Annotated in this window: 23 protein-coding genes; 1 reads left to right on the top strand and 22 read right to left on the bottom strand. The window is 44.5% G+C overall.

Translation table 11 applies throughout. The annotated features are described in order from the left end of the window. Nucleotides 1–1,239 (top strand): putative bifunctional diguanylate cyclase/phosphodiesterase, encoded by a 1,239-nt coding sequence (locus QUE24_RS13960; RefSeq protein ID WP_286306130.1) that lies wholly within the window; start codon nucleotides 1–3, stop codon nucleotides 1,237–1,239. On the opposite strand, the gene QUE24_RS13955 is transcribed toward QUE24_RS13960, so the two are convergent. The 22 genes from QUE24_RS13955 to QUE24_RS13845 form a co-directional block, all read right to left on the bottom strand. Then, on the bottom strand, nucleotides 1,236–1,460 hold the full coding sequence (locus tag QUE24_RS13955) for a DUF2835 domain-containing protein (RefSeq protein WP_286304402.1): 225 nt from the start codon (nucleotides 1,458–1,460) through the stop codon (nucleotides 1,236–1,238). The genes QUE24_RS13960 and QUE24_RS13955 overlap by 4 nt on opposite strands. 11 nt (nucleotides 1,461–1,471) lie before the next feature. Continuing rightward, entirely contained in the window at nucleotides 1,472–1,885 is a 414-nt protein-coding gene (locus QUE24_RS13950; RefSeq protein ID WP_286304401.1) for an HIT domain-containing protein, read from the bottom strand. Then, the gene (pepN, locus tag QUE24_RS13945) at nucleotides 1,885–4,545 is read right to left on the bottom strand and encodes an aminopeptidase N (RefSeq protein WP_286306129.1); all 2,661 of its coding nucleotides are present in this window, start codon (nucleotides 4,543–4,545) and stop codon (nucleotides 1,885–1,887) included. Before pepN ends, QUE24_RS13950 begins: the two co-directional genes overlap by 1 nt. 347 nt (nucleotides 4,546–4,892) lie before the next feature. Next, on the bottom strand, nucleotides 4,893–5,942 hold the full coding sequence (locus QUE24_RS13935) for a WD40 repeat domain-containing protein (protein ID WP_286304400.1): 1,050 nt from the start codon (nucleotides 5,940–5,942) through the stop codon (nucleotides 4,893–4,895). A 5-nt stretch (nucleotides 5,943–5,947) separates the two neighbouring features. Further along, nucleotides 5,948–6,511 (bottom strand): dCTP deaminase, encoded by a 564-nt coding sequence (gene dcd, locus QUE24_RS13930; protein WP_286306127.1) that lies wholly within the window; start codon nucleotides 6,509–6,511, stop codon nucleotides 5,948–5,950. A gap of 86 nt (nucleotides 6,512–6,597) precedes the next feature. Further along, complete coding sequence (apbC, locus tag QUE24_RS13925) at nucleotides 6,598–7,590, bottom strand: iron-sulfur cluster carrier protein ApbC (protein ID WP_286304399.1); 993 nt, start codon at nucleotides 7,588–7,590, stop codon at nucleotides 6,598–6,600. A 225-nt stretch (nucleotides 7,591–7,815) separates the two neighbouring features. Next, nucleotides 7,816–8,490 carry a carbon-nitrogen hydrolase family protein gene (locus QUE24_RS13920; RefSeq protein ID WP_286304398.1) on the bottom strand — a complete coding sequence of 225 codons (675 nt, stop codon included), beginning with the start codon at nucleotides 8,488–8,490 and terminating at the stop codon, nucleotides 7,816–7,818. After that, nucleotides 8,424–8,696 carry a hypothetical protein gene (locus QUE24_RS13915; RefSeq protein ID WP_286304397.1) on the bottom strand — a complete coding sequence of 91 codons (273 nt, stop codon included), beginning with the start codon at nucleotides 8,694–8,696 and terminating at the stop codon, nucleotides 8,424–8,426. The genes QUE24_RS13920 and QUE24_RS13915 overlap by 67 nt, the downstream gene beginning before the upstream one ends. A 65-nt stretch (nucleotides 8,697–8,761) precedes the next feature. Then, nucleotides 8,762–9,349, bottom strand: coding sequence for a GNAT family N-acetyltransferase (locus QUE24_RS13910; protein ID WP_286304396.1), 588 nt, complete (start codon nucleotides 9,347–9,349; stop codon nucleotides 8,762–8,764). 10 nt (nucleotides 9,350–9,359) lie between these two features. Beyond that, entirely contained in the window at nucleotides 9,360–9,767 is a 408-nt protein-coding gene (locus QUE24_RS13905; RefSeq protein WP_286304395.1) for a ketosteroid isomerase-related protein, read from the bottom strand. 151 nt (nucleotides 9,768–9,918) lie between these two features. Beyond that, nucleotides 9,919–10,785 (bottom strand): agmatinase, encoded by an 867-nt coding sequence (gene speB, locus QUE24_RS13900; protein ID WP_286304394.1) that lies wholly within the window; start codon nucleotides 10,783–10,785, stop codon nucleotides 9,919–9,921. 10 nt (nucleotides 10,786–10,795) lie between these two features. Then, nucleotides 10,796–11,962: a carboxynorspermidine decarboxylase gene (nspC, locus tag QUE24_RS13895; protein ID WP_286304393.1), complete on the bottom strand. Its 1,167-nt coding sequence runs from the start codon at nucleotides 11,960–11,962 to the stop codon at nucleotides 10,796–10,798. A gap of 5 nt (nucleotides 11,963–11,967) precedes the next feature. Continuing rightward, complete coding sequence (locus tag QUE24_RS15965) at nucleotides 11,968–12,492, bottom strand: saccharopine dehydrogenase family protein (protein ID WP_286304392.1); 525 nt, start codon at nucleotides 12,490–12,492, stop codon at nucleotides 11,968–11,970. Continuing rightward, nucleotides 12,465–13,166, bottom strand: coding sequence for a saccharopine dehydrogenase family protein (locus tag QUE24_RS15960; RefSeq protein WP_286304391.1), 702 nt, complete (start codon nucleotides 13,164–13,166; stop codon nucleotides 12,465–12,467). Before QUE24_RS15960 ends, QUE24_RS15965 begins: the two co-directional genes overlap by 28 nt. A 22-nt stretch (nucleotides 13,167–13,188) precedes the next feature. Further along, nucleotides 13,189–15,138, bottom strand: a complete 1,950-nt coding sequence (speA, locus tag QUE24_RS13880) for a biosynthetic arginine decarboxylase (protein WP_286304390.1) — start codon at nucleotides 15,136–15,138, stop codon at nucleotides 13,189–13,191. Between the two features lie 117 nt (nucleotides 15,139–15,255). Continuing rightward, nucleotides 15,256–16,308 (bottom strand): succinylglutamate desuccinylase/aspartoacylase family protein, encoded by a 1,053-nt coding sequence (locus QUE24_RS13875; protein ID WP_286304389.1) that lies wholly within the window; start codon nucleotides 16,306–16,308, stop codon nucleotides 15,256–15,258. Between the two features lie 4 nt (nucleotides 16,309–16,312). Further along, the gene (gene rimK / locus QUE24_RS13870; RefSeq protein ID WP_286304388.1) at nucleotides 16,313–17,218 is read right to left on the bottom strand and encodes a 30S ribosomal protein S6--L-glutamate ligase; all 906 of its coding nucleotides are present in this window, start codon (nucleotides 17,216–17,218) and stop codon (nucleotides 16,313–16,315) included. Beyond that, the gene (locus QUE24_RS13865) at nucleotides 17,218–17,730 is read right to left on the bottom strand and encodes an ATP-dependent zinc protease family protein (RefSeq protein ID WP_286304387.1); all 513 of its coding nucleotides are present in this window, start codon (nucleotides 17,728–17,730) and stop codon (nucleotides 17,218–17,220) included. The genes rimK and QUE24_RS13865 overlap by 1 nt, the downstream gene beginning before the upstream one ends. A 54-nt stretch (nucleotides 17,731–17,784) precedes the next feature. Next, nucleotides 17,785–18,513, bottom strand: a complete 729-nt coding sequence (locus QUE24_RS13860; RefSeq protein WP_286304386.1) for a succinate dehydrogenase/fumarate reductase iron-sulfur subunit — start codon at nucleotides 18,511–18,513, stop codon at nucleotides 17,785–17,787. Next, nucleotides 18,510–20,450 carry a fumarate reductase/succinate dehydrogenase flavoprotein subunit gene (locus tag QUE24_RS13855; RefSeq protein WP_286304385.1) on the bottom strand — a complete coding sequence of 647 codons (1,941 nt, stop codon included), beginning with the start codon at nucleotides 20,448–20,450 and terminating at the stop codon, nucleotides 18,510–18,512. The genes QUE24_RS13860 and QUE24_RS13855 overlap by 4 nt, the downstream gene beginning before the upstream one ends. After that, on the bottom strand, nucleotides 20,450–21,034 hold the full coding sequence (locus QUE24_RS13850; protein WP_286304384.1) for a succinate dehydrogenase/fumarate reductase transmembrane subunit: 585 nt from the start codon (nucleotides 21,032–21,034) through the stop codon (nucleotides 20,450–20,452). Before QUE24_RS13850 ends, QUE24_RS13855 begins: the two co-directional genes overlap by 1 nt. Nucleotides 21,035–21,036: 2 nt before the next feature. After that, a complete protein-coding gene (locus QUE24_RS13845; RefSeq protein WP_286304383.1) occupies nucleotides 21,037–21,540 on the bottom strand; it encodes a hypothetical protein in 504 nt (167 codons plus the stop codon). Nucleotides 21,541–21,632: the final 92 nt, after the last annotated feature.

Below are 21,632 nucleotides of genomic sequence, written 5' to 3'. Positions count from 1 at the left end.
CTGAAGAGCCAGTTTGAACACATTCTAAAACAGGCTACTTTCAATGATCAGCAAGGTATTTTACTGGTGCTGGATTTAGACCATTTTAAAGATATCAATGACAGTTGCGGTCATAACGTCGGTGACCAGTTACTGAAAAACGTGGCAAAAGCACTGATAGAAATCAGTCGTGACAATGATGTATTAGCCCGATTAGGTGGTGATGAATTTGCCATTATTCTTCCAGAAACCGACTTAAATGTAGCCATAGATGTCTGTGAAAAAATCAGTGATCGATTACATGCTTTGCATTTTGAATTTGAGCAGGTTCGCTACAGCATTTCTTCCAGCATTGGTATCGTGCCCTTCCCACTGAATGAATTCAGTGTAGATCGTCTTCTAAGCAGCGCCGATTTGGCGATGTATCAGGCCAAGTCACATGGTAAGGATACCTGGCATCTCTTTACTTTTGACGACATGCTTGGCAAACAGCTGCAAGAACGTATGCGTTGGAAACAGAAAATAGAAGATGCTCTGTCAGAGGATCGCTTTGTCCTGTATTTCCAACCCATCATGCAGATTCAAAAGCAGACCGTGAGTCACTATGAAGTACTGCTGCGTATGCAGGATGAGGATGGTCAAATACATAGCCCAGCGATGTTTATAGAAGTGGCTGAACAGTCGGGCTTGATTCATCGGATTGATCATTATGTATTAGAGAAAGGCATTGCCAAACTTGCTGAACTCGAGCAACAAGAACAAACCATCACCTTATCATTGAATTTATCTGCACATGCCATGCTGGATGCTGAGCTCATCCCGCTACTCAAACGTCTTTTAAAACATTATCGTGCCATTCCGGAACATCTACTGTTTGAGTTAACAGAAACAGCAGCCGTCGCTGATATTAATCAGGCACGACAATTGATGCGAGAAATGCGTGATTTAGGCTGTCGCTTCTCGATTGATGACTTTGGTTCTGGCTTTGCCTCGTTTCGTTATTTACGAGAATTACCTGTTGATGTGGTGAAAATCGATGGCATGTTTATCACCCATATCACAGAAAATAATGACGATAAATTATTTGTGGAAGCCTTAGTTTCTGTTGCGAAAGGCATGGGCAAGAGCACAGTAGCAGAATTTGTTGAAAGTGCTGAGATTCTCGCCGTTTTAGCTGAACTAGGTGTGGACTATGCTCAAGGGTATTATATTGGAAAGCCGCAAGATAGATTGCTTGATAGTCCGCTTCAATTAGACTAATCGGATAAACGCGTTATGCCGATCAGTTTGTTATTGTTATCAAATTCGATAGAAAACAGGCCATTGACACCGGAGCTATCAATAAAGCGACGAATATGTTCAGCGGGAAAACTGACCCTTTGCCCTGTTTCAGCCGTCACAATGACCGTTCTCGCCATGCCTTGATAATAACGAAGCGCTTGTTCAGGAGAAAGAGTCATTCGAAAGCGTAATCGTGTCATGCGTCGTCTTTCTAGATCAAATAATCACCTAAAGCGTGGGTCAACTGTGACATCATCGCTTTTTTTGCTATTTCCGAGTAAGGCTCTGCTTGGCCTACTCCCCACACGGGTTTTGGCCAGGTCGCATCTGTTTTGAATCGGGCAATATGGTGAATATGTAACTGCTCAACCATATTACCTAATGCAGCAATGTTCATCTTATCGGCTGAAAATAGAGTTGACATAGCGTCACTAAGAAAACTGGACTCGTTGAGTAATCGTTGCTGCTCAGACTCAGTCAGCTGATAAATCTCGGTTTTATTTTCACGCTTGGGCACAAGAATAATCCATGGATAGCGGACATCATTCATTAATAAAACATTACACAATTCAAATTCACCAATATGAATAGTATCTTGTTTAAGTTGAGGATGAAGCGCGAACATTATTTTTCAGCCAGGTATTTAGTGACAATTTCATACACATCTGCTGACAATTCTTTTTCAGCAGCAATATGTTCCAGCGATGCTTTCATGAGTTTTTGTCGATCAGCATCATAACGACGCCATGAGTTAAGTGCTCCTAACATTCTTGCTGCGACTTGTGGATTGAGCTTATCAAGTTTCAGTATTTGCTCTGCCAGGAAACGATAACCCGAACCATCTTTAGCATGAAAATGTACGGGGTTATTACGGCAAAACTGACCAATTAAAGCTCGCACGTTATTAGGATTTTTGATACTGAAAGCTTCATGTGTCATCAAGGCCTTAACGCGCAGCAAGGTATCAGGAAGCTTAGATACCGCCTGCACTGATAACCATTTATCAACTACCTGACGATCATGTTTCCATTGCTCATAGAACGCACGTAATGCATGTTCACGTTCTGGCCCGGCTTGATCGACCATCAAACGTAAACCGGCTAATAACTCGGTCATATTGTCAGTCACTTTCATCTGACGCAGACAGCGCTGAATCTGAAGGGGATCATGACTTGCCACCAGATAGGACAAACACAAATTTTTCAAACTACGTGCCGCCATATCATCGGCATTGAACTGATATTTTTTGGTCTGACTCAGGCTTTCATACCGCTCGTTAAATAAGCGTTTCAAAGAAATCGCTATCTGCTGTTTTGCAAATTCACGAGCCTGATGAATCGCATCGACATCAGCAACTTGCATCTGGGCAGCCAGGTAGTTTTCACTTGGTAATGTCAGCATTTTTGCGATAAGCGCTGGATCAAGTTGCTTATCCTGCAAAATAGCTTCCAGTTGTGACAGCAGCAATGGTGACATAGCCAGTTTATTTTGCTTCTGAATGTCATCAACAATGTCTAGCAACACATTAATCATCAGTTGCTGGCCAGCATCCCAACGATTAAAACTGTCAGTGTCGTGGGCCATTAAAAAGGCCAGTTGGGTATTACTAAGATCATATTTCAGTTTCACCGGTGCTGAAAACCCACGTAAAACTGAAGCAACAGGCTCTTCGCTCACATGAATAAACTCAAACTGTTGCTGAGAATCGGTCAAAGATAAAACACGCGTGTCACCGTCATAGACAGTGCTCTCTCCCTGCAATTGCATAGGCATATTTTTCCCTTGACTATCTAATAAACCGACAGCAACAGGAATATGAAAATCTGCCTTGTTATCCTGACCAGGCGTAGCAGGACAAAATTGACTGAGAGTCAGTGTAAAACGTTGATTGATGGGATCATAGTGCGTTTTAACAGAAAGCTCGGGAGTGCCAGCCTGCTCATACCAAAGTTTGAACTGACTCAAATCAACATTATTGGCATCCTCAATCGCTTTAACGAAATCATCCGTGGTAACAGCCTGACCATCATGTCTGTCAAAATAGAGATCCGTGCCTTTTCTAAAGCCTTCCTCGCCAACCAACGTCTTGATCATGCGCACGACTTCTGCACCTTTCTCGTATATGGTGACTGTGTAGAAATTACTGATCTCAATATACGAGTCTGGTCGCACAGGATGCGCCATCGGGCCAGCATCTTCTGCAAATTGCATACTGCGTAAACCATTTACATCATCAATACGTTGAACAGCGGCTGAATTGAGATCAGCACTAAAGCTCTGATCACGCATGACGGTGAAGCCCTCTTTCAGGCTGAGCTGAAACCAATCCCGACAAGTCACACGGTTGCCAGACCAGTTATGGAAATATTCATGAGCGACGATACTTTGAATCGTATAAAAATCATCATCTGTGGCTGTTTCAGGCGTAGCTAAAACACAGGCAGCATTGAAAATATTTAGCCCTTTATTTTCCATTGCCCCCATATTGAAGTCATTGACGGCAACAATCATAAAGACATCCAGATCGTATTCACGACCATAGACTGCTTCGTCCCACTTCATAGATTGTTTTAAGGACACCAGAGCATGATCACATTTATGTTTGTTTTCAGGATCCACATAAATACGTAGGCTGACTTCACGTCCACTCATGGTGGTGAACTGATCCTGCTGGCAATATAAATCACCCGCCACTAAGGCAAATAAATAGCTGGGTTTTGGGTGTGGATCATGCCAGCGTACCCAATGACGGCCATCATTGAACTGGCCTTGTTCTTCCAGGTTGCCGTTTGAGAGCATGACCGGCCATGCTTTCGCATCAGCCACAATCGTTACAGTGAAGATAGACATCACATCAGGACGATCAGGGTAATAGGTGATACGTCTAAACCCTTGTGCTTCGCATTGCGTACATAAAAGTCGGCCTGAATGATAAAGCCCTTCCAGAGCAGTATTCTGATCAGGATGAATCTCCGTAATGACTTCAAGTTCGAACTTGTCTGGCACTTCGGAAATAACTAGAGACTTATCACTAAGCTGATAATCCGTCTCTTCGAGTTCTTTTCCATTTAATTTGATGCTGACTAAGTCCAGTGACTCACCATCTAATACACATTCTCCTGCAGATGATTCGGGATTTAGCCGCATTTTTAATGTACTGATAACACGTGTTTTTGATTTATCCAGATCAAAATGAAGCAAGGCTTCATCCACCAGGTAACGAGGCACCTGATAGTTAGCCAGTAAAGTCATTTTGGGTGATTGTTCTGTGCTCGCAAGATCCATCATATTTCTCTATTTAAAGTCATCCAGTGTCAATACAGACCAGACTTCATACGCAGGGGTTTCATAAGGGTGTGAAGAAAGTAACGCGTTTAAGACAGGCTTTATTTGTTGGGTGGGACAAACCGTTTCTACCCGGTACTCAGCTACATATTCCACCTGGCCCTGCTGCCCAATATAAGGCTGACTGCCATCTAATGGGCGGAATTGCCCTGTTCCTTGTGACTCCCAACAACAACTGTCATAACCATCATAACGGCCGGCACCGGCAGCGAAAATGGCCTGTTTTACGGCTTCTTTATGTGATTCAGGAACAAAAAAACCAATTTTAATAAGCTATCAGCCATACCTTATCTAATACGCCATTTTTGGCCTAAACCATTACCTAATTCACTGTAGATGTAACGACCATCACGACTAAACGCTAACGCTTGTATAACGACACCAGGTTTTAAAGCGTCTTTTCGTGGTGTTAACCAACAGCCCAGATCCTGTCCATTTTGTGCACGCCAGACACACAGCTCACGGTTGGGATGGCCAGTCACGACATATTTACCATCAGAAGAATAGGCAATCGCGCTGGTTGTGGTTTTAAATACAGGAAAGTCACCCCATATACCGTCTACGTCTACAGGTGATGTCGTGAGTACCGCGACTTGTTTACCACTTTTGACATTCCAGATACGTGTTTGTGCATTGCCAGCCGAACTGATCACAAACCCACCCATGGGATCAAAAGAAACCAAACTAACACCATTATTATGTTGCCATATCCGAAGTTGTTGTCCGGTTTCCAGGTTCCACATTCTTGCTGTATGGTCATCTCCGCCCGTTAAGCCATATTTACCATTAGGTGAAATATCAACTGTGTTAATAAGCTGATCGATAGGTGAATTAACGGCTTTACCATCATGTTTCAGAATTTGGACGACGCGATTACCTATCACATCAAAATACACCGCTGATCTGTCTTGCAACGCTAATAGCAGGTGGTCACCTTTAGGCGATAAAGCAATATCTTTTATCGTAACTGGAAACTCAAGACGAATCATCGGTTCACCGTTTTCCATATTCCATAAAACGATAACTTTGGATTCTACCGTGGCGGCCACTTTACTATCGTCAGAAAAAGCCACATCTGTCGTCGTACCGGCATCATTTGGTGTGTTTTGCCAGGTATATTTCACCTTATTCGTTTGAAGGTCCCAGAGTTTTGCTGGCAAATCAATATCGCCGACCAGCACGTAACGACCATCAGGTGAAAAGCTGGAAGCATAGCTGCCATTTTCGCTGTGTTTCCAGGATTCTGTCGGTGTTCTTTCTTCTGTACAGGCTGACAATGAAAGCAATACCAATGCAGCACTGAGCGTTCGGATTACATGGCGGGAGAATACAGACATCGGCATCAGGAACGAGGAAGAGTTACACCAGACTGGCCTTGATATTTACCACCGCGATCGGCGTAAGATGTCTCACACACTTCATCAGACTCGAAGAACAACATTTGTGCCACACCTTCATTCGCGTAGATTTTTGCCGGTAAGGGAGTGGTGTTGGAAAACTCTAATGTCACCTGACCTTCCCATTCAGGTTCCAATGGGGTGACATTCACAATAATGCCACAGCGAGCATAAGTGGATTTGCCAAGACACACTGTCAGAACATTTCGTGGAATTCTGAAGGTTTCGACTGTTCTGGCCAGTGCAAATGAATTCGGTGGAATGATACACACATCAGACGTCACATCCACAAAACTGCTTTCATCGAAATTCTTCGGGTCAACAACGGCTGAATTAATATTGGTGAATATTTTAAATTCATTTGAGCAGCGAACATCGTAACCATAACTTGACGTGCCATAAGAGATAATGCGGTTATCATCACGATATCGAACTTGTCCCGGCTCGAAAGGTGAAATCATGCCCTGCTCCGCCATACGACGAATCCATTTATCTGACTTAATCATAATTGCTCGGTCATACCTTTTTATAATTGTTCAATCACAAGCCTATTAAAACACATCTTGAATAAGCTTGATTATGTGTTGACTAAACATTAGTCATTTTTAATCACAATGTTCGGAAACGCGGCAGAATAATCCTTACTTTGCATGGCTAATCTGGCGCCAACTCGGCGAGCAATGTGGCGATAAGCCATTGAAATATCAGCGTCAGGATCAGTGACAACACTTGGTTTACCAGAGTCAGCATCCTCACGAATTTTTATATCCAGAGGTAAACTACCCAGCAAATTAAGATTGTACTGCTCGGCCATGCGCTTGCCGCCACCTTCACCAAAAATATGCTCTTCATGACCGCATTTGCTACAAATATGTGTACTCATATTTTCGACAATGCCTAGAACAGGTACTTTGACCTTTTCAAACATCTTGTAGGCTTTACGCGCATCAAGCAGTGATATGTCTTGTGGCGTGGTGACAATGACAGCACCACTCACTGGCACTTTTTGTGACAAGGTTAATTGAATATCACCTGTGCCCGGTGGCAGGTCAATAATCAGGTAATCCAGATCTTTCCAGTTAGTTTCACCGAGCAACTGTTGTAAGGCTTGTGTCACCATCGGTCCACGCCAAATCATCGGCTCCTCTTCATCAATAAGGAATCCAATCGACATAGTTTGAATGCCATAACTGTCTACTGGGTTCATACTCTTGCCATCAGGCGATTCTGGCCGACGATTGGCACCGAGCATGCGAGGTTGGCTAGGTCCGTAAATATCAGCATCCAGCACCCCCACGGATGCGCCTTCTGCAGCGAGCGCCAGCGCCAGATTGGCTGAGGTTGTGGATTTACCCACACCACCTTTGCCTGATCCAACAGCAATGATGTTTTTGATATTATCCAGTGCCTGCACACCCTGCTGAACCTTGTGCTTAATGATTTCACTTGAGACAACAACATTGACATTGTCAGCCCCGGCTTGCTGTAGAGCTGCTGTTAATGATTGATTAAGTTCATCGATGTAACCTTTGACCGGATAACGCAGAACCACAGAGACGATTTGTTTTCCAGACTCCTCTGCGACCATAATCCCTGGATTGGTCTCCCCAGTTTTATCTCGGTTGATGGGTCCTGAAAGTCATTAATAATCTGCTTAATCTGTGCGTTATCTAACATGGCTCACTCCGGTCTATTCAGTGCGTAATCGACACAGACTCGCACTTTTTCTGTTTTTTGTATCAGACGCTAAATTCGTATGGTCTGACTAAACTGATAACTAAAAAAAACGCCATCTGTAAGACGGCGTTCGTTATCAATCTAATTTGGGGCCTCGCAACGTATTTTGCAAGGGCCAATCGCGATAATTAAATACTTGTCCCTGTTGGCGTACACGAGCTATCTCATTCACATCCAAATCTGCATACACCCATTGTGCTGTATCAGCTGAACCTTCAGCCAAAATACCATTATCAGGAAAACCGTAGTCAACCGGGGTGTAAATACTGGCACGACCTGTGTTCACATCAACGGCTTCTGACCATAAGGCTTCACCAAATGTCGGCGATTGTAGGACATAACACTGGTTTTCCAACGCCCTAGCCTGACAACCAATTCGGACACGATAAAAGCCGGCTTGTGTATCAGTACAACTTGGTACTAAGACCACATCAGCACCCGCCTGCACTTGTTGATGGGCAATCAATGGAAACTCGCTGTCATAACAAATATTAATAGCAAGACGACCAATATCGGTATCAATCACCTTAATATCCTGACCAGCATGAATCAGCCACTGTTCGTTCTCGAAGCGAGTCATGATGAGTTTATCCTGATAATCAATCAGTCCCTCAACACCGTATAGATTAGCTCGATTTCTAAAGCTACCATCCGACTGTATTACTGGGAAAGAGCTCGCCAGAATCATGACATCAAATTGCTTCGCCAGCTGGGCGTATAAAGCCTCGTAGTCGGCATATATATCTTGCATGGAATGCAACTGCTTGCCCAAGTCTTTATAAACCGACTCCCAAAAAGTGAAGCGAGTTCCATACTGCCATATTCAGGGAAGACCAGTAGTTTGGCACCATTTTTAGCTGCCTGACTTACCCATTGGGTCAACTTATCTTCAAACTCAAACCACTGTGCGAAAAAGCCAATATCATATTGGGCTACCGCTGCTTTCACTTTGCTCATTTATTTTTCCACGGGCATTGCACAAAAAGAGTCACGCAAGTCAGCACTCTCTTCGCACAAAAAGATTAGATTTTTTTCATCCAGAATGTCATTGGCTTTGGTGACTCAAGCGCTTCATCCACTTCTTTCCAACTGAATGTGGTATTCAATTCTGGATGTTTTTCATAGCCGCGTTTACGCCAAAAATTATCAAGAGGCTGATAGTCAGCGGGTCTCAATGGATGATCCTCAGGGCGTTGAACCCCACAAAAACAGCTGTAATCGAAGCCACCTATCTCATGAGCATGGGCTTCACGCTCATCGAAAAATGCCACACCTGCACCTTGCCCACGGTATTGAGACAATAAAACGGATTCACCGCAGTAAAAGATCTTGTCAATATCATAGCCAGCGGCGATAAAAGGCGCTTTGACTTCGTCGGTTTCATATTTCAGCGGAATACCGGTAGAGGCACCCACTACATGGTCACCATCAAAAGCCAGCACAATCACGCTATCAGGCGCTTCAATATAAGTTTGAAGATACTTTTCTTCGTATGTCAGATCCCCATCATAAAGATAAGGAAAGTCACGAAAAACACGAATCCGGAGCTCAGCAAGCTCCGGAATGTATTGATTGAGCTTATCGCCAGACAGTCTTTCCAGTCTTAACATCGCACACCTCTTAGCCTGCGACTTGGGCGATCCAGTCTTCTAAGTTGTAGTAATTAGTAATACGAGCGACTTTACCGTCACGCACCACGAAAAATGCGCCTGCGGGTAAACGGTATGTTTGACCAGCGGCTTCTGGCAGACCTTCATCAGTTGACATATATTCACCTAATACTGTGAACTCAACCGCTGCACGATCGCCAGCATCATTGGTGGTGATAGAAATATCAACGATGTTTTCTTTGTAGTGCGCATTCATACGATCCATAAACTTCTTGAATGCTTCTTTACCAATTTCACGACCACTTTGGTTTACATCATGAATCACGTCGTCTGTCAGCATATTAAGAAATGCATCCATATCACCGCGGTTAAATGCATTGTAGTAGTCTTCCAACAGTTTTACTGTAGCTTGATTCATGATGAAAAATCCCAAAGAGTAGAAAAAGGCCGAATTTTATCTGTTTCATGGAATGAGGAAAAGACTTAATTTCTTCATTACCTCATATCCTTAGCCTACAAACAGGCCATTTGATTTATTTGTTTTTTGAATCGCGCTCTAGCTCCGTTGATTAATAACGGTTTCGTTGTACGATGCCCATTAATTTATACGTGAGTAAAGACGCTGAAAAATCATAAGCATGGAACCCTTCAATGGGCGCAAATTCCATGATGTCAAAACCGATAATTTCACGCTGTTTGGCTACCGACTCGAATAAATTGAGTGTCTGATACCAGTCCAGTCCACCTGGCACTGGCGTTCCTGTTGAAGGAAAAACAGAAGGATCCATGCCATCAATATCCAGTGTGAAAAACACTTTTTGTGGAAAATCCTCTGGCAACTCGATTGACTGAATGCGGTTGGGTACTAACTCATCCGCATCCTGATATAACACACCGAATTCGTCACGAAATGCCATTTCTTCTTCACAATAAGCACGTATACCGAGTTGGTAAAGAGGAATACCCATATCCACAGCCCGCTTCATCACAGAGGCATGACTGAGAAAATCGCCTTCATAGGCCTGACGTAAATCGGCATGCGCATCAATCTGTACAATGCCAAAATCATCGATACCTGCGTCTCGCAATCCTTTGATAACACCATACGTCACCGTATGCTCACCACCGAGAACGACGGGCATAGCCCCAGATTTGATGATATCGGCTGTCGCTTTAGCAATATTATCAATAACTTGCTGAGGGGCGACACTGCAATCCACTGGTTCACAGGTATAAATACCTTCATCGCAGGGTTTGCTTTTGCCATCCCATTCTTCCAGTTGCCAGGAAGCTTGCAAGATAGCGTTGGGGCCCAGGGCAGTACCTCCGCCATATGACACGCTCTTTTCATAGGGCACGGGTAATACATGAAACATGGCGTTGTGTGGTTCTGGCTGTTCAATTTCTGAACCGAGAAAAATTGGATACTCTTCCATTTGAATCAACTCAAGATAATCTGTGTTTAAAATCGTCGTAGCCGAACTCTTTCACAATGCGTAAGGCATCGGTTTCTGAGTTCCACAACGCAATGGCTGGTAATTTTGTGCCATTAAACGTTGTGGTTTTGACCATGGTGTAATGTGCCATATCTTCAAAAATCAGCCGTTGTCCGACTTCCAATGGTTGTTTGAAGCTGTAATCATCAATCACATCCCCAGCCAGACAAGTTAAACCGCCTAGACGATAGGTATATTCAAACTCATCCGCTTCACCCGCACCATGAATATCGGGACGATATGGCATTTCCAGCGTATCCGGCATATGACAAGTGGCGGACGTATCAAGAATCGCCTGGTTCAGTTTATTCCAGGTGATATCCAGCACTTCACAGCTCAAAATACCAGTACCGATCGCCATGGCTTCACCTGGCTCAAGATAGACCTGCACATCGTGACGAGATTGGAATGCCTGGATTAATTCGACCAACCCATTAATATCATAGCCATCAGCGGTAATATGATGACCACCGCCAAAGTTGACCCATTTCATTTGTGGCAAGATATGACCAAACTTTGATTCAACTGCTGCCACTGTTCGCTCAAGTGGCTCAAAGCCTTGTTCACATAAGGTATGAAAATGTAGCCCGCTAATGCCTGCTAATGCGCTTTCATCAAGCTGAGACAGCGTGATGCCCAAGCGTGATCCCGGTGAACAAGGGTCATAAATTGGCACAGCCCCTTCAGAGTGTTCTGGATTAATCCTCAGCCCAAACTCCAGATCAGGTCGTTGTGTCTGCGCAGCAAGACATTGCTCCCGAAACCGTAACCACTGGCTGCAAGAGTTAAACACGATGTGATTAGCGAATGTGAGCAGCTCATCAATATCCGCTTGACTAAAAGCAGCAGCAAACACATGTACTTCGCCACCGTACTCTTCATATCCCAAACGAGCTTCATGCAAGCCACTGGCGCAAGTGCCATTGAGATATTTTTGTGTTAAGTCACCCAGTGACCACATAGAAAAGGCTTTTAGGGCACCAAGTACTTTTGCACCACTCGCGACCGCCACACCATGCAGAATGCGTAGATTACGTTCTACGGCAACTTCATCAACCACAAAACACGGTGATGGCAAACGAGATAAATCCAGTTTGCCAAAATCAGTAAACTGCATCGAAATTAGTCGTCCAGATTAAAGTTATCAAGTTCAATCACATTCCACGGCAAGCCATATTTATTCATGTCTTCCATAAATGGATCAGGATCAAACTGTTCAATATTCCAAACGCCCGACTGTTTCCATTTACCTTCTAACATCATTTTGGCACCAATCATGGCTGGCACACCTGTGGTGTAAGAAATAGCTTGAGATTGCACTTCCTGATAACAATCCTGATGATCTTTGATGTTATACAGGTAAACAATTTTTTCTTTGCCGTCTTTAATGCCTTTCACCACGCAACCAATACAGGTTTTACCTTTGGTTCTTGGGCCTAAAGTTGAAGGGTCAGGGAGTAAAGCTTTTAAAAACTGAATCGGTACTATTTTCTGGCCGTTATAGTCAATCGGCTCAATACCGGTCATACCGACATTACCCAATACTTCCAGATGCTTCAGGTAGCTGTCACCAAAGCTCATCCAGAACTGAGCGCGTTTCAGAGTCGGGAAATTTTTAGTTAATGATTCCAGTTCTTCATGATACATACGGTAAATATTGTAGGTACCGACTTCTTCTGGGCAGGTAAATGTCGCTTTTTTGACATCGCAGGCGTTTCAACAAACTCGCCATTTTCCCAGTGACGACACTCAGCAGTCACTTCGCGGATATTAATTTCCGGATTAAAGTTGGTAGCAAATGGATAACCGTGATCGCCACCATTGACATCGATAATGTCTAACTCGTGGATTTCATCAAAGTAATGCTTGGCAATATAGGCCGTGAACACATTGGTCGCACCTGGATCAAAACCACTACCTAGCAATGCTGTTAAGCCCGCTTCTTTAAATTTATCCTGATAAGCCCATTGCCATTTGTATTCAAACTTGGCTGTATCCAGTGGTTCATAGTTAGCCGTATCCAGATAATCCACCCCGGCTGCCAGACAGGCATCCATAATGGTTAAATCCTGATATGGCAAGGCCACATTAATCACTAAATCGGGTTTCTCTTGTTCCAATAACGTGGTCAATTCAGCGACATTATCCGCATCAACCTTCGCTGTTTTGATAGGTCGGTCTAACTGGGCTGCGATCGCTTTGCATTTTTCTTCTGTTCGGCTTGCCAATACAATTTCAGAAAATACTTCTGGTAACTGTGCACATTTATGTGTGACTACGCCACCGACACCGCCGGCACCAATAATCAGGACTTTAGACATTGCTGAATTCCTTTAACTCGTCTCAATTAACGTTCAAAAAAGTATAGCCATGCATACTTTCTTTAAAAGCATGCAACATTTTTTGGCGCATAGGCACCGAAATACGTCCGTCTCGCACAGCTTCTTCAGCGATACGACGGAATTGTTCTAACATGTGTTTAGGGTCGTACTCAACATAACTCAGTACATCGGCAATACTGTCGCCGTGGAACTCGCGGCGGAAATCAAAGCCGCCTTCTTCGTTGATATGCACACTGACGACATTAGTATCGCCAAACAGATTGTGTAAATCCCCTAGCGTTTCCTGATAAGCGCCAACAAGGAAAACACTTAAGTAATATTCTTCACCATCTTTAAGCTCATGCAATGGCAAGGTTTTCTTCACGCCGGTTGGTGAAATAAAGTTATCAATCTTACCGTCACAATCACAGGTCATGTCTGCCAACACAGCATCTCTGACGGGTGCTTCATTTAAGCGGTGAATGGGCATAATCGGGAATAACTGATCTATGGCCCAGATATCCGGCAAGGACTGGAACAAACTGAAGTTACCATAATAAATATCAGACAAAAGTTCTGGTAACGCTTCCAGCTCCTGAGACACACGTCTTGCCTGTGGCAGCAAATTCGAAATCTTTTCCAGAATGGCCAATGCCAGATTTTCAGCCAAAGCACGTTCACGAATGGTCGCTTGACCATGATGAAATAACTCACGCATTTCATCACGGTAATACAAAGAGTCGTTATAGCACTCTTGTAAGTTTTCTGGACTCACATAGTCAAGCACACTGAATAAGTTAATAATGTGATCGTGACTGTCTTCAGGCGCTTCAGCTGGGAGCGGTTCCGCTTTATGCTCTCGCACTTCCAATACATTAAACAGCAGCATAGATGAGTACGCCACCAACGCACGACCAGACTCAGAAATAATGACCGGATGCGGAATATCGAGTGGATCCAGGCTTTCCTGTAAAGCTTCAACGATGTTGTAGCAATATTCATCCAAACCATAGTTCATGCTGTGTGTGCTGTTACTTCTGGCCCCTTCATAGTCAACAGCCAGACCACCGCCCATATCGATGTAGCCCATTGGGGCACCTTCTTCGATTAGGCCCGCGTAAAACCGACATGCTTCCATAACACCGGTACGGATATTACGAATGTTAGGGATTTGAGAACCGAGATGGCTGTGCAATAACTGCAAGCAATGCAGCATATTCGCTTGCTTGAGTTTATCAACCACACCTAATAAAGCACTGGTGGATAAACCAAAGATAGATCGATCACCACTGTCTTCATTCCAGTGACCTTCCACCATAGAAGCCAAACGAATGCGAACCCCAATCAGAGGGTCAATCCCCAGAGCACGACTACGCTCAAGGATAATATCCAGCTCCATCGCCGTTTCCAAAACAAAGAAACACTTGATCCCCATTTGACGGGCATACAAACCAAGCTCGATGAACTCTTCGTCTTTGTAACCATTACAAACAATCAGACTGTCGTGATCACGTAGCTGTGAGAGAGCGATAATTAATTCAGCCTTACTGCCGGCCTCCAGACCATGATGATAACGGCTACCGTAATCTGCAATCTCTTCAATAACGTGACATTGCTGATTAACCTTGATTGGAAAAACACCACGGTAATGATTTTTATAATCTGCTTCTTCTATTGCACGTGAAAAGGCTTCATTAAGCTGAGTAATACGCTGATCGAGCAGATTTTCAATGCGTAAAACGGCCGGCATATCCAGCCCACGTTCACGCATGCCATTGACGATATCGATGATGGGCACTTGTATGGTTTTCTCACCAAACTGCACGCTGACAACCGCATTGCCATCTTCAGACACATCAAAATAGTCACTTCCCCAGTCCCTGACTCCATATAAACGAGCACTATGTTCAGCACTCCATTCAGTACTTAAATCCAGCTCGTTATCGATAGTAGGAAAAGGCGTTTTCTGCATTGACGATTATTCCCGTCTTGGTTAGTTAAAGGGCGCGATTTTCACTAGTTTGCAATGAAAAAGCAAAGAATTATTTCAATTATTACATTGGCGAGATGACATCAAAGTGACACCTGCTCAAATTATCGGTAATTCATCAGGCACTGCGGTATCTGTTGCTGGATCCAAATCCGTATGAAAAGCCAGCACACTATCAGCCACTTCGTCCGGTTTGTTAAACCTTGCGATATGAAACAAGGCCTCTCCCTCATTCACTAGTGGAATATTGGTACGGCCGATGACGATACCTGAACTGCTCGCCAGCACCTCTGTTTCAGAATCCCCTTTACCATAGGGAGCAGCCACCATGCCTAGTAAATCTCCTTTGTTCACACTGGCGCCCATGGGCACCAGCATTCTGAAGATGCCACTTTCCGGCGCTCTGACCCAAACACTGCTTCGAGCGACAAATGGCTCGTGTTGACGTTTTTTGTGTCGAGTCGTTGCCAACATACCAATGTGACGCATCATAGCCAAGACGCCTTTCACGCCAGCCCTGATTGCCATTTCATTAAATCGTAAAGCTTCACCAGCTTCATACACGATGACTGGCACATCATATGAAGCGGCCGCATAACGTAGTGACCCCTGAATCAGACTCGAGTTCACTACCACAGGTGCATCAAAAGCATGAGCCATCATTTCTACGTCAGGATTGGATAAGTCAGCTCGTATCTGAGGTAAATTATCGCGATGAATGGCAGCGGTATGGAGATCGATACCATGCGTACACTGACTCACAACTTCTTTCATAAATGAGTCGGCTAACCGGGCAGCCAGCGAGCCTTCATCCGAACCAGGAAAACAGCGATTAAGATCGCGTCTGTCAGGTAAGTAGCGGGATTGATTGAGAAAGCCATACACATTGACCACGGGAATCGCGATGATGGTGCCTTTCAGACCTTTTAAACTCTTACTTTTCACCAACCTGCGAATAATTTCAACGCCATTGATTTCGTCACCATGCACGGCGGCTGATACAAACAGAATCGGGCCTTTGCGACGCCCACGTATGACGTGCACAGGCATGCTCAACGCAGTCTGCATATAAAGGTCAGGCAAAGGCACATCGATAATCTTACTTTGCCCTAATCTGACTTCCTCGCCAGCCAGAACTAAAACGTCAGACATGCGCTTAGCCTCGACCCCGGGTTTTTGTTTTACCAGAACGGGCATTTCTCTCGATAAAATCGATGATCATGCTGGCAATATCTTTACCGGTTGCGTTCTCAATACCTTCCAGTCCCGGTGATGAATTCACTTCCATCACAACCGGACCGTGATTTGAACGCAGTAAATCGACACCACAGACATTCAAGCCCATAGTTTTCGCAGCACGCACAGCCGTGGCTCGCTCTAAGGGTGAAATACGGATCAAGTTAGCACTACCACCACGATGCAGATTAGAACGAAACTCGCCTTCCTTACCCTGGCGTTTCATGGATGCAACGACTTTATCCCCCACCACAAAACAGCGAATATCGGCGCCGCCCGCTTCCTTGATAAATTCCTGCACCAGGATATTGGCTTTCATGCCCATGAAGGCTTCAATAACACTTTCCGCGGCTTTTTCAGTTTCGGCCAGTACCACACCAATACCTTGTGTCCCCTCCAGCAACTTAATCACCAAAGGCGCGCCACCGACCATTTTTATTAAGTCGTCTACATCATCCGGACGATGCGCAAAGCCTGTCACTGGCAAACCAATGCCTTTTCTGGATAATAATTGAAGCGCGCGCAATTTATCTCGTGAGCGGCTGATAGCCACTGACTCATTAAGCGGATAAACATTCATCATTTCAAATTGACGAAGCACCGCTGTGCCATAAAAAGTGACGGATGCACCAATTCGTGGAATGACAGCATCATAACCTGTCAGAATTTCCCCTTTGTAATGCACTTCAGGTTTTAGCGAGGTAATGTTCATGTAGCATCGAAGTACGTCCAATACATGTACTTCATGACCTCGCGCCTCTGCTGCCTCAACCAGTCTACGCGTTGAATATAACTTGGGGTTACGAGAAAGAACGGCGATTTTCATCAGCTTTCTCCATCAAAAAATTCTTTAACAGGCTGTTCATCATGCTCCTGAACACTTTGGCCAGTCATAAATGACATGGCAGGATTGACAATAAGATTGCCGGCGGTCATAGCGGTTCGACCCAACAGCATTCTAAACAGCATATTATCGCGGTTTGTCAGAGTGACTTCTATAGGCCATTGTTGATTGCCCAGAGATACCTCAGTCTGAATCACATAACGTTTTTCAGTATGCCCTCCAGAATCCGTCACATTGCGCTGATCAATGACTATCGCTTCACACCATTTAATAGTGTCAGTATCACCTTGATTAGGATGAACGCCAAATCGCACCCACAGTTGCTGCTCTTGCTCAAATTCTTCTACTGAGAAGGCGTGGATGGCAGAAGTTCTGGCCCCCGTGTCCACTTTCGCTTTAATTCGATTCAAACCAAGTTGAGGTAAACTAAGCCACTCTCGCCAACCTACAATGATAGGGTCGTTGGCGATAGGTTCGTTTTTATCTTCTGTCATCAGATATCAGCCATTTGTTTTGCGAGGATTAATGATAGCACTGGGCAGAATGCGTCAACGACTCTGATAAAGCAGACGGTTCATTGTGGTAATAGCGCTGACCTTGATCTCTTTAGGGCAAACACGCTCACATTCTCGATAGTTACTACAACTACCAAAACCTTCTTCTTCCATTGCCTGCAATAATTTTGCGGGACGTTGTTTGTCCATTTGTCCTTGAGGCAAAACCGACAAATGTGCAATTTTTGCTGCTACAAATAATGTAGCTGAGGCATTTGGACAGACTGCGACACAAGCACCACAGCCAATGCAGGTAGCTGCATCAAATGCCTCATCGGCAACGTGCTTCTCTATCGGTAAAGTATTCGCTTCACAGGCCGAACCTGTCCGGATGGGAATATAACCGCCAGCTTGAATAATACGATCAAAGGCACTTCTATCGACGATGAGATCTTTGATAATGGGAAAAGCAGTGGCTCGCCAGGGCTCAATCCACAGTTCTTTTTCATCTTTGTAATCCCGCATGTATTGCTGACAGGTTGTTGTTGCCTGTTGTTTACCATGCGGTGTGCCATTGATAACAAGATTGCAGGATCCACAAATCCCTTCCCTGCAATCAAAGTCGAATGCCACCGGATCTTCACCTTGTAGTGTCAGCTTATCATTTAGTGCATCCATCATTTCCAGAAACGAGGAATCTTCACTCGCCTCAATTTCATACGCTTTGAAATCACCCTTTTTATCGGGTCCGGATTGTCGCCAGATATTCAGTTTAAAAATCATTGGTAATTTCTTATGCTGGGTCGAACAAAATCAAAATGCAGATATTCACGATAAAGCGTTGGGTGACTGACATCACCACTGTACTGCCAGGCGGCCACATAGGAATAGTCCATATCATTTCGTTTGGCCTCACCTTCCTCTGTCAGATGCTCTTCACGCGCGTGGCAGCCACAGGATTCTTCCCTGTCCAGTGCATCAATACACATCAATTCCGTCAACTCAAAAAAGTCGGCCACACGGCCTGCACGCTCCAAGGTTTGGTTTAACCCCTCTTCCGAGCCTGATATTTTGACTTTTTGCCAGAATTGCTGACGCAGAGCTTGTATGGCTCTAATCGCTTGTTCCAGTGAAGACTTGGTTCGCGCCATGCCACAGGCATGCCAGAGAATCTGACCAAGTTGTCGATGAAATTCATCAGGCGTGATTGATGGTTCCGGCGCATTCATCAAACGGTTGATACGAGTTTTGGCTGACGCCATCGCTTCATCTATCTGACTGGAATACTGCTCTGCCTTGATGGGTTTCTGTTTCGCTAAAAAATCCGCTACCGTGGTCGGCAAAATAAAATAACCATCCGCCAACCCCTGCATCAGTGCGCTTGCGCCCAACCTGTTCGCACCGTGATCTGAGAAATTCGCTTCGCCACCGGCAAACAAGCCATTAACCGTTGTCATTAAGTTATAGTCCACCCACAATCCGCCCATTGTGTAGTGCACGGCGGGATAGATACGCATCGGGGTTTCATAGGGATTTTCAGCGGTTATACGCTGATACATTTCAAACAGATTGCCGTATTTTTCTTCAACTGCGGCTAGTCCCTGTTTCTTGATTGCCTGAGCAAAATCAAGATAGACACCCAGTTTTTTCCCTTCAATTTCAAAGCCGACGCCACGACCTTCATCGCAGATTAACTTCACTGCACGAGAGGCAATGTCCCGTGGTACCAAATTACCAAACGACGGATACATTCGTTCAAGAAAGTAATCACGGTCCTCTTCAGGAATATCTTCTGGCCGTTTATCACAGTCCGCTTTGTTTTTTGGTGCCCACACACGACCATCATTGCGTAGCGATTCACTCATCAATGTCAGTTTGGACTGTAACTCACCATGTTGTGGAATACAGGTGGGATGAATCTGAGTAAAACAAGGATTAGCGAACAAAGCGCCTTTTTTATGGGCTCGCCAAATCGCCGATGTGTTACAACCTTTGGCATTAGTGGATAAATAAAAAGCATTACTATAGCCACCGGTACAGAGCACCACACAATCAGCAATATGACTTTCCAATTCACCTGTCACCAAATCACGGGTCACGATACCAATCGCTCTGTCACCATCCATAATGAGCTCCTGCATTTCGCAGCGTGAACGGTGAGTAATCGTTCCTTCTGCAATCTGTCTACTCATCGCCTGATAAGCACCGAGTAAGAGCTGCTGACCCGTTTGTCCTCTGGCATAGAATGTTCGCGAGACCTGAGCGCCACCAAAGGAACGATTGGCTAAATAACCCGAATATTCACGTGCAAACGGTACGCCTTGAGCCACGGCTTGATCAATGATCGCCGTGCTCAATTCGGCTAGACGAAAAACGTTGGATTCTCTGGCTCTGAAGTCGCCGCCTTTAATGGTGTCGTAGAACAGACGCCAGACACTGTCGCCATCATTCTGATAATTTTTGGCCGCATTAATACCACCCTGAGCAGCAATACTATGAGCACGACGCGGGCTATCCTGAAAACAAAAGGTTTTTACATTAAAACCCATTTCGCCTAATGAGGCAGAAGCAGAAGCCCCTGCCAATCCCGTTCCAACCACGATGACTGTATATTTTTTTCGGTTGGCCGGACTAACAACGCGAGAGTTATATTTATGTTGCTTCCATCTGTCCTGTAATGGCCCTTTGGGTGCATGACTATCTAATTCGAACTCATTCATCACACTAACCACACATAAACAGGAATAGAAACAAACCCCAGTGCCAACACAGCCACTGCCGAATGAATAGCTATATGGTGCATTTTGGATGAAATCCCTAAGGTTTGAAGAACATTAATCAATGAATGCTGTAAATGCATCGTTAATATAAACACGCCCATCAGATAAAACAGTGTGATGAATGGAGAGCTGAACCAGTCGAGCAAAGACGCTCTGACATCAAATGGATTCACATACAAAGACTGCAGAATGTGAACGATAATAAATAGGAATAATAGGATAATGCTCAAGGTCACCAAGGAAGCGTGTATATGAAACTTATCGTGTTTTTTATAAGCAACTTGCCTGGCATGACTGTTTTTTCGGCGTATATTGACTGCTGCCCGAACATGAACCCACAAACAAATCAGTACGATGGCTAACACTGGCCAACGTATCCAGGCTGAATTATAAATCTGATAAAACTGGTTAAATCTATCACCAAAAAAGAAACTGAGATTGGACAACATATGAAACAGGAGATAAACGCTTAAAACGGTTCCTGCAATGGTCATGGTGCGTTTTTGTATCTGTAATAACGTCATGCTTAGCTTTCCATATCCAGTCTGGCATCCTTGCTGTCAGGTCGCGGTTTCAGGTTTTCTTTTTCAATGGTACGGATACAGCTATTCCAACGTAGTGTAGCCTCATCATTATGTTCGGGACGTATTTTTTCCGCCTTCTGATAAAACTGTAGCGCTTCGATAAAATAATCATAAGCAAACACTCTAGCCATACTTTGAGTCAGCATAAACCTGGCGCGGCGCTCATGAAGCAGCCCCGTGTAATAAAACTGTTGATAGCGACTTTGTAACTTTTCAATGGCTTCTTCAATCGACTTTACTTGCGTCTTTTTACCGGCATGATGCAGCTGGTCACTTAAGGCCAGTATGTAGAGCACGATGGCTTTTTGGTTATCAGGCTCGATATGCAAAATATCCAGACAAATACTTTCGGCAATCTCAGGCTCGGCTAGCGAACGATATTGGCGTGCTTTTTCCAGTGCCAGCTCAACCGAATCAGCATGAATATTATGTAGATGAAGATCCATTAATTACCCCGAAATGGCAGACGTAACACAAGCAGTGTTAACTCCAATCTAATGCAAACACTGAAGCATTTCAATATTACGATGAAACAGCG

The sequence above is a fragment of the Methylophaga marina genome (genome assembly GCF_030296755.1).
In the GTDB taxonomy this organism is placed as follows: Bacteria; Pseudomonadota; Gammaproteobacteria; order Nitrosococcales; family Methylophagaceae; genus Methylophaga; species Methylophaga marina.
The sequence above is the reverse complement of the archived record's forward strand: the minus strand, read 5'-3'. Positions and strand labels throughout refer to the sequence as shown.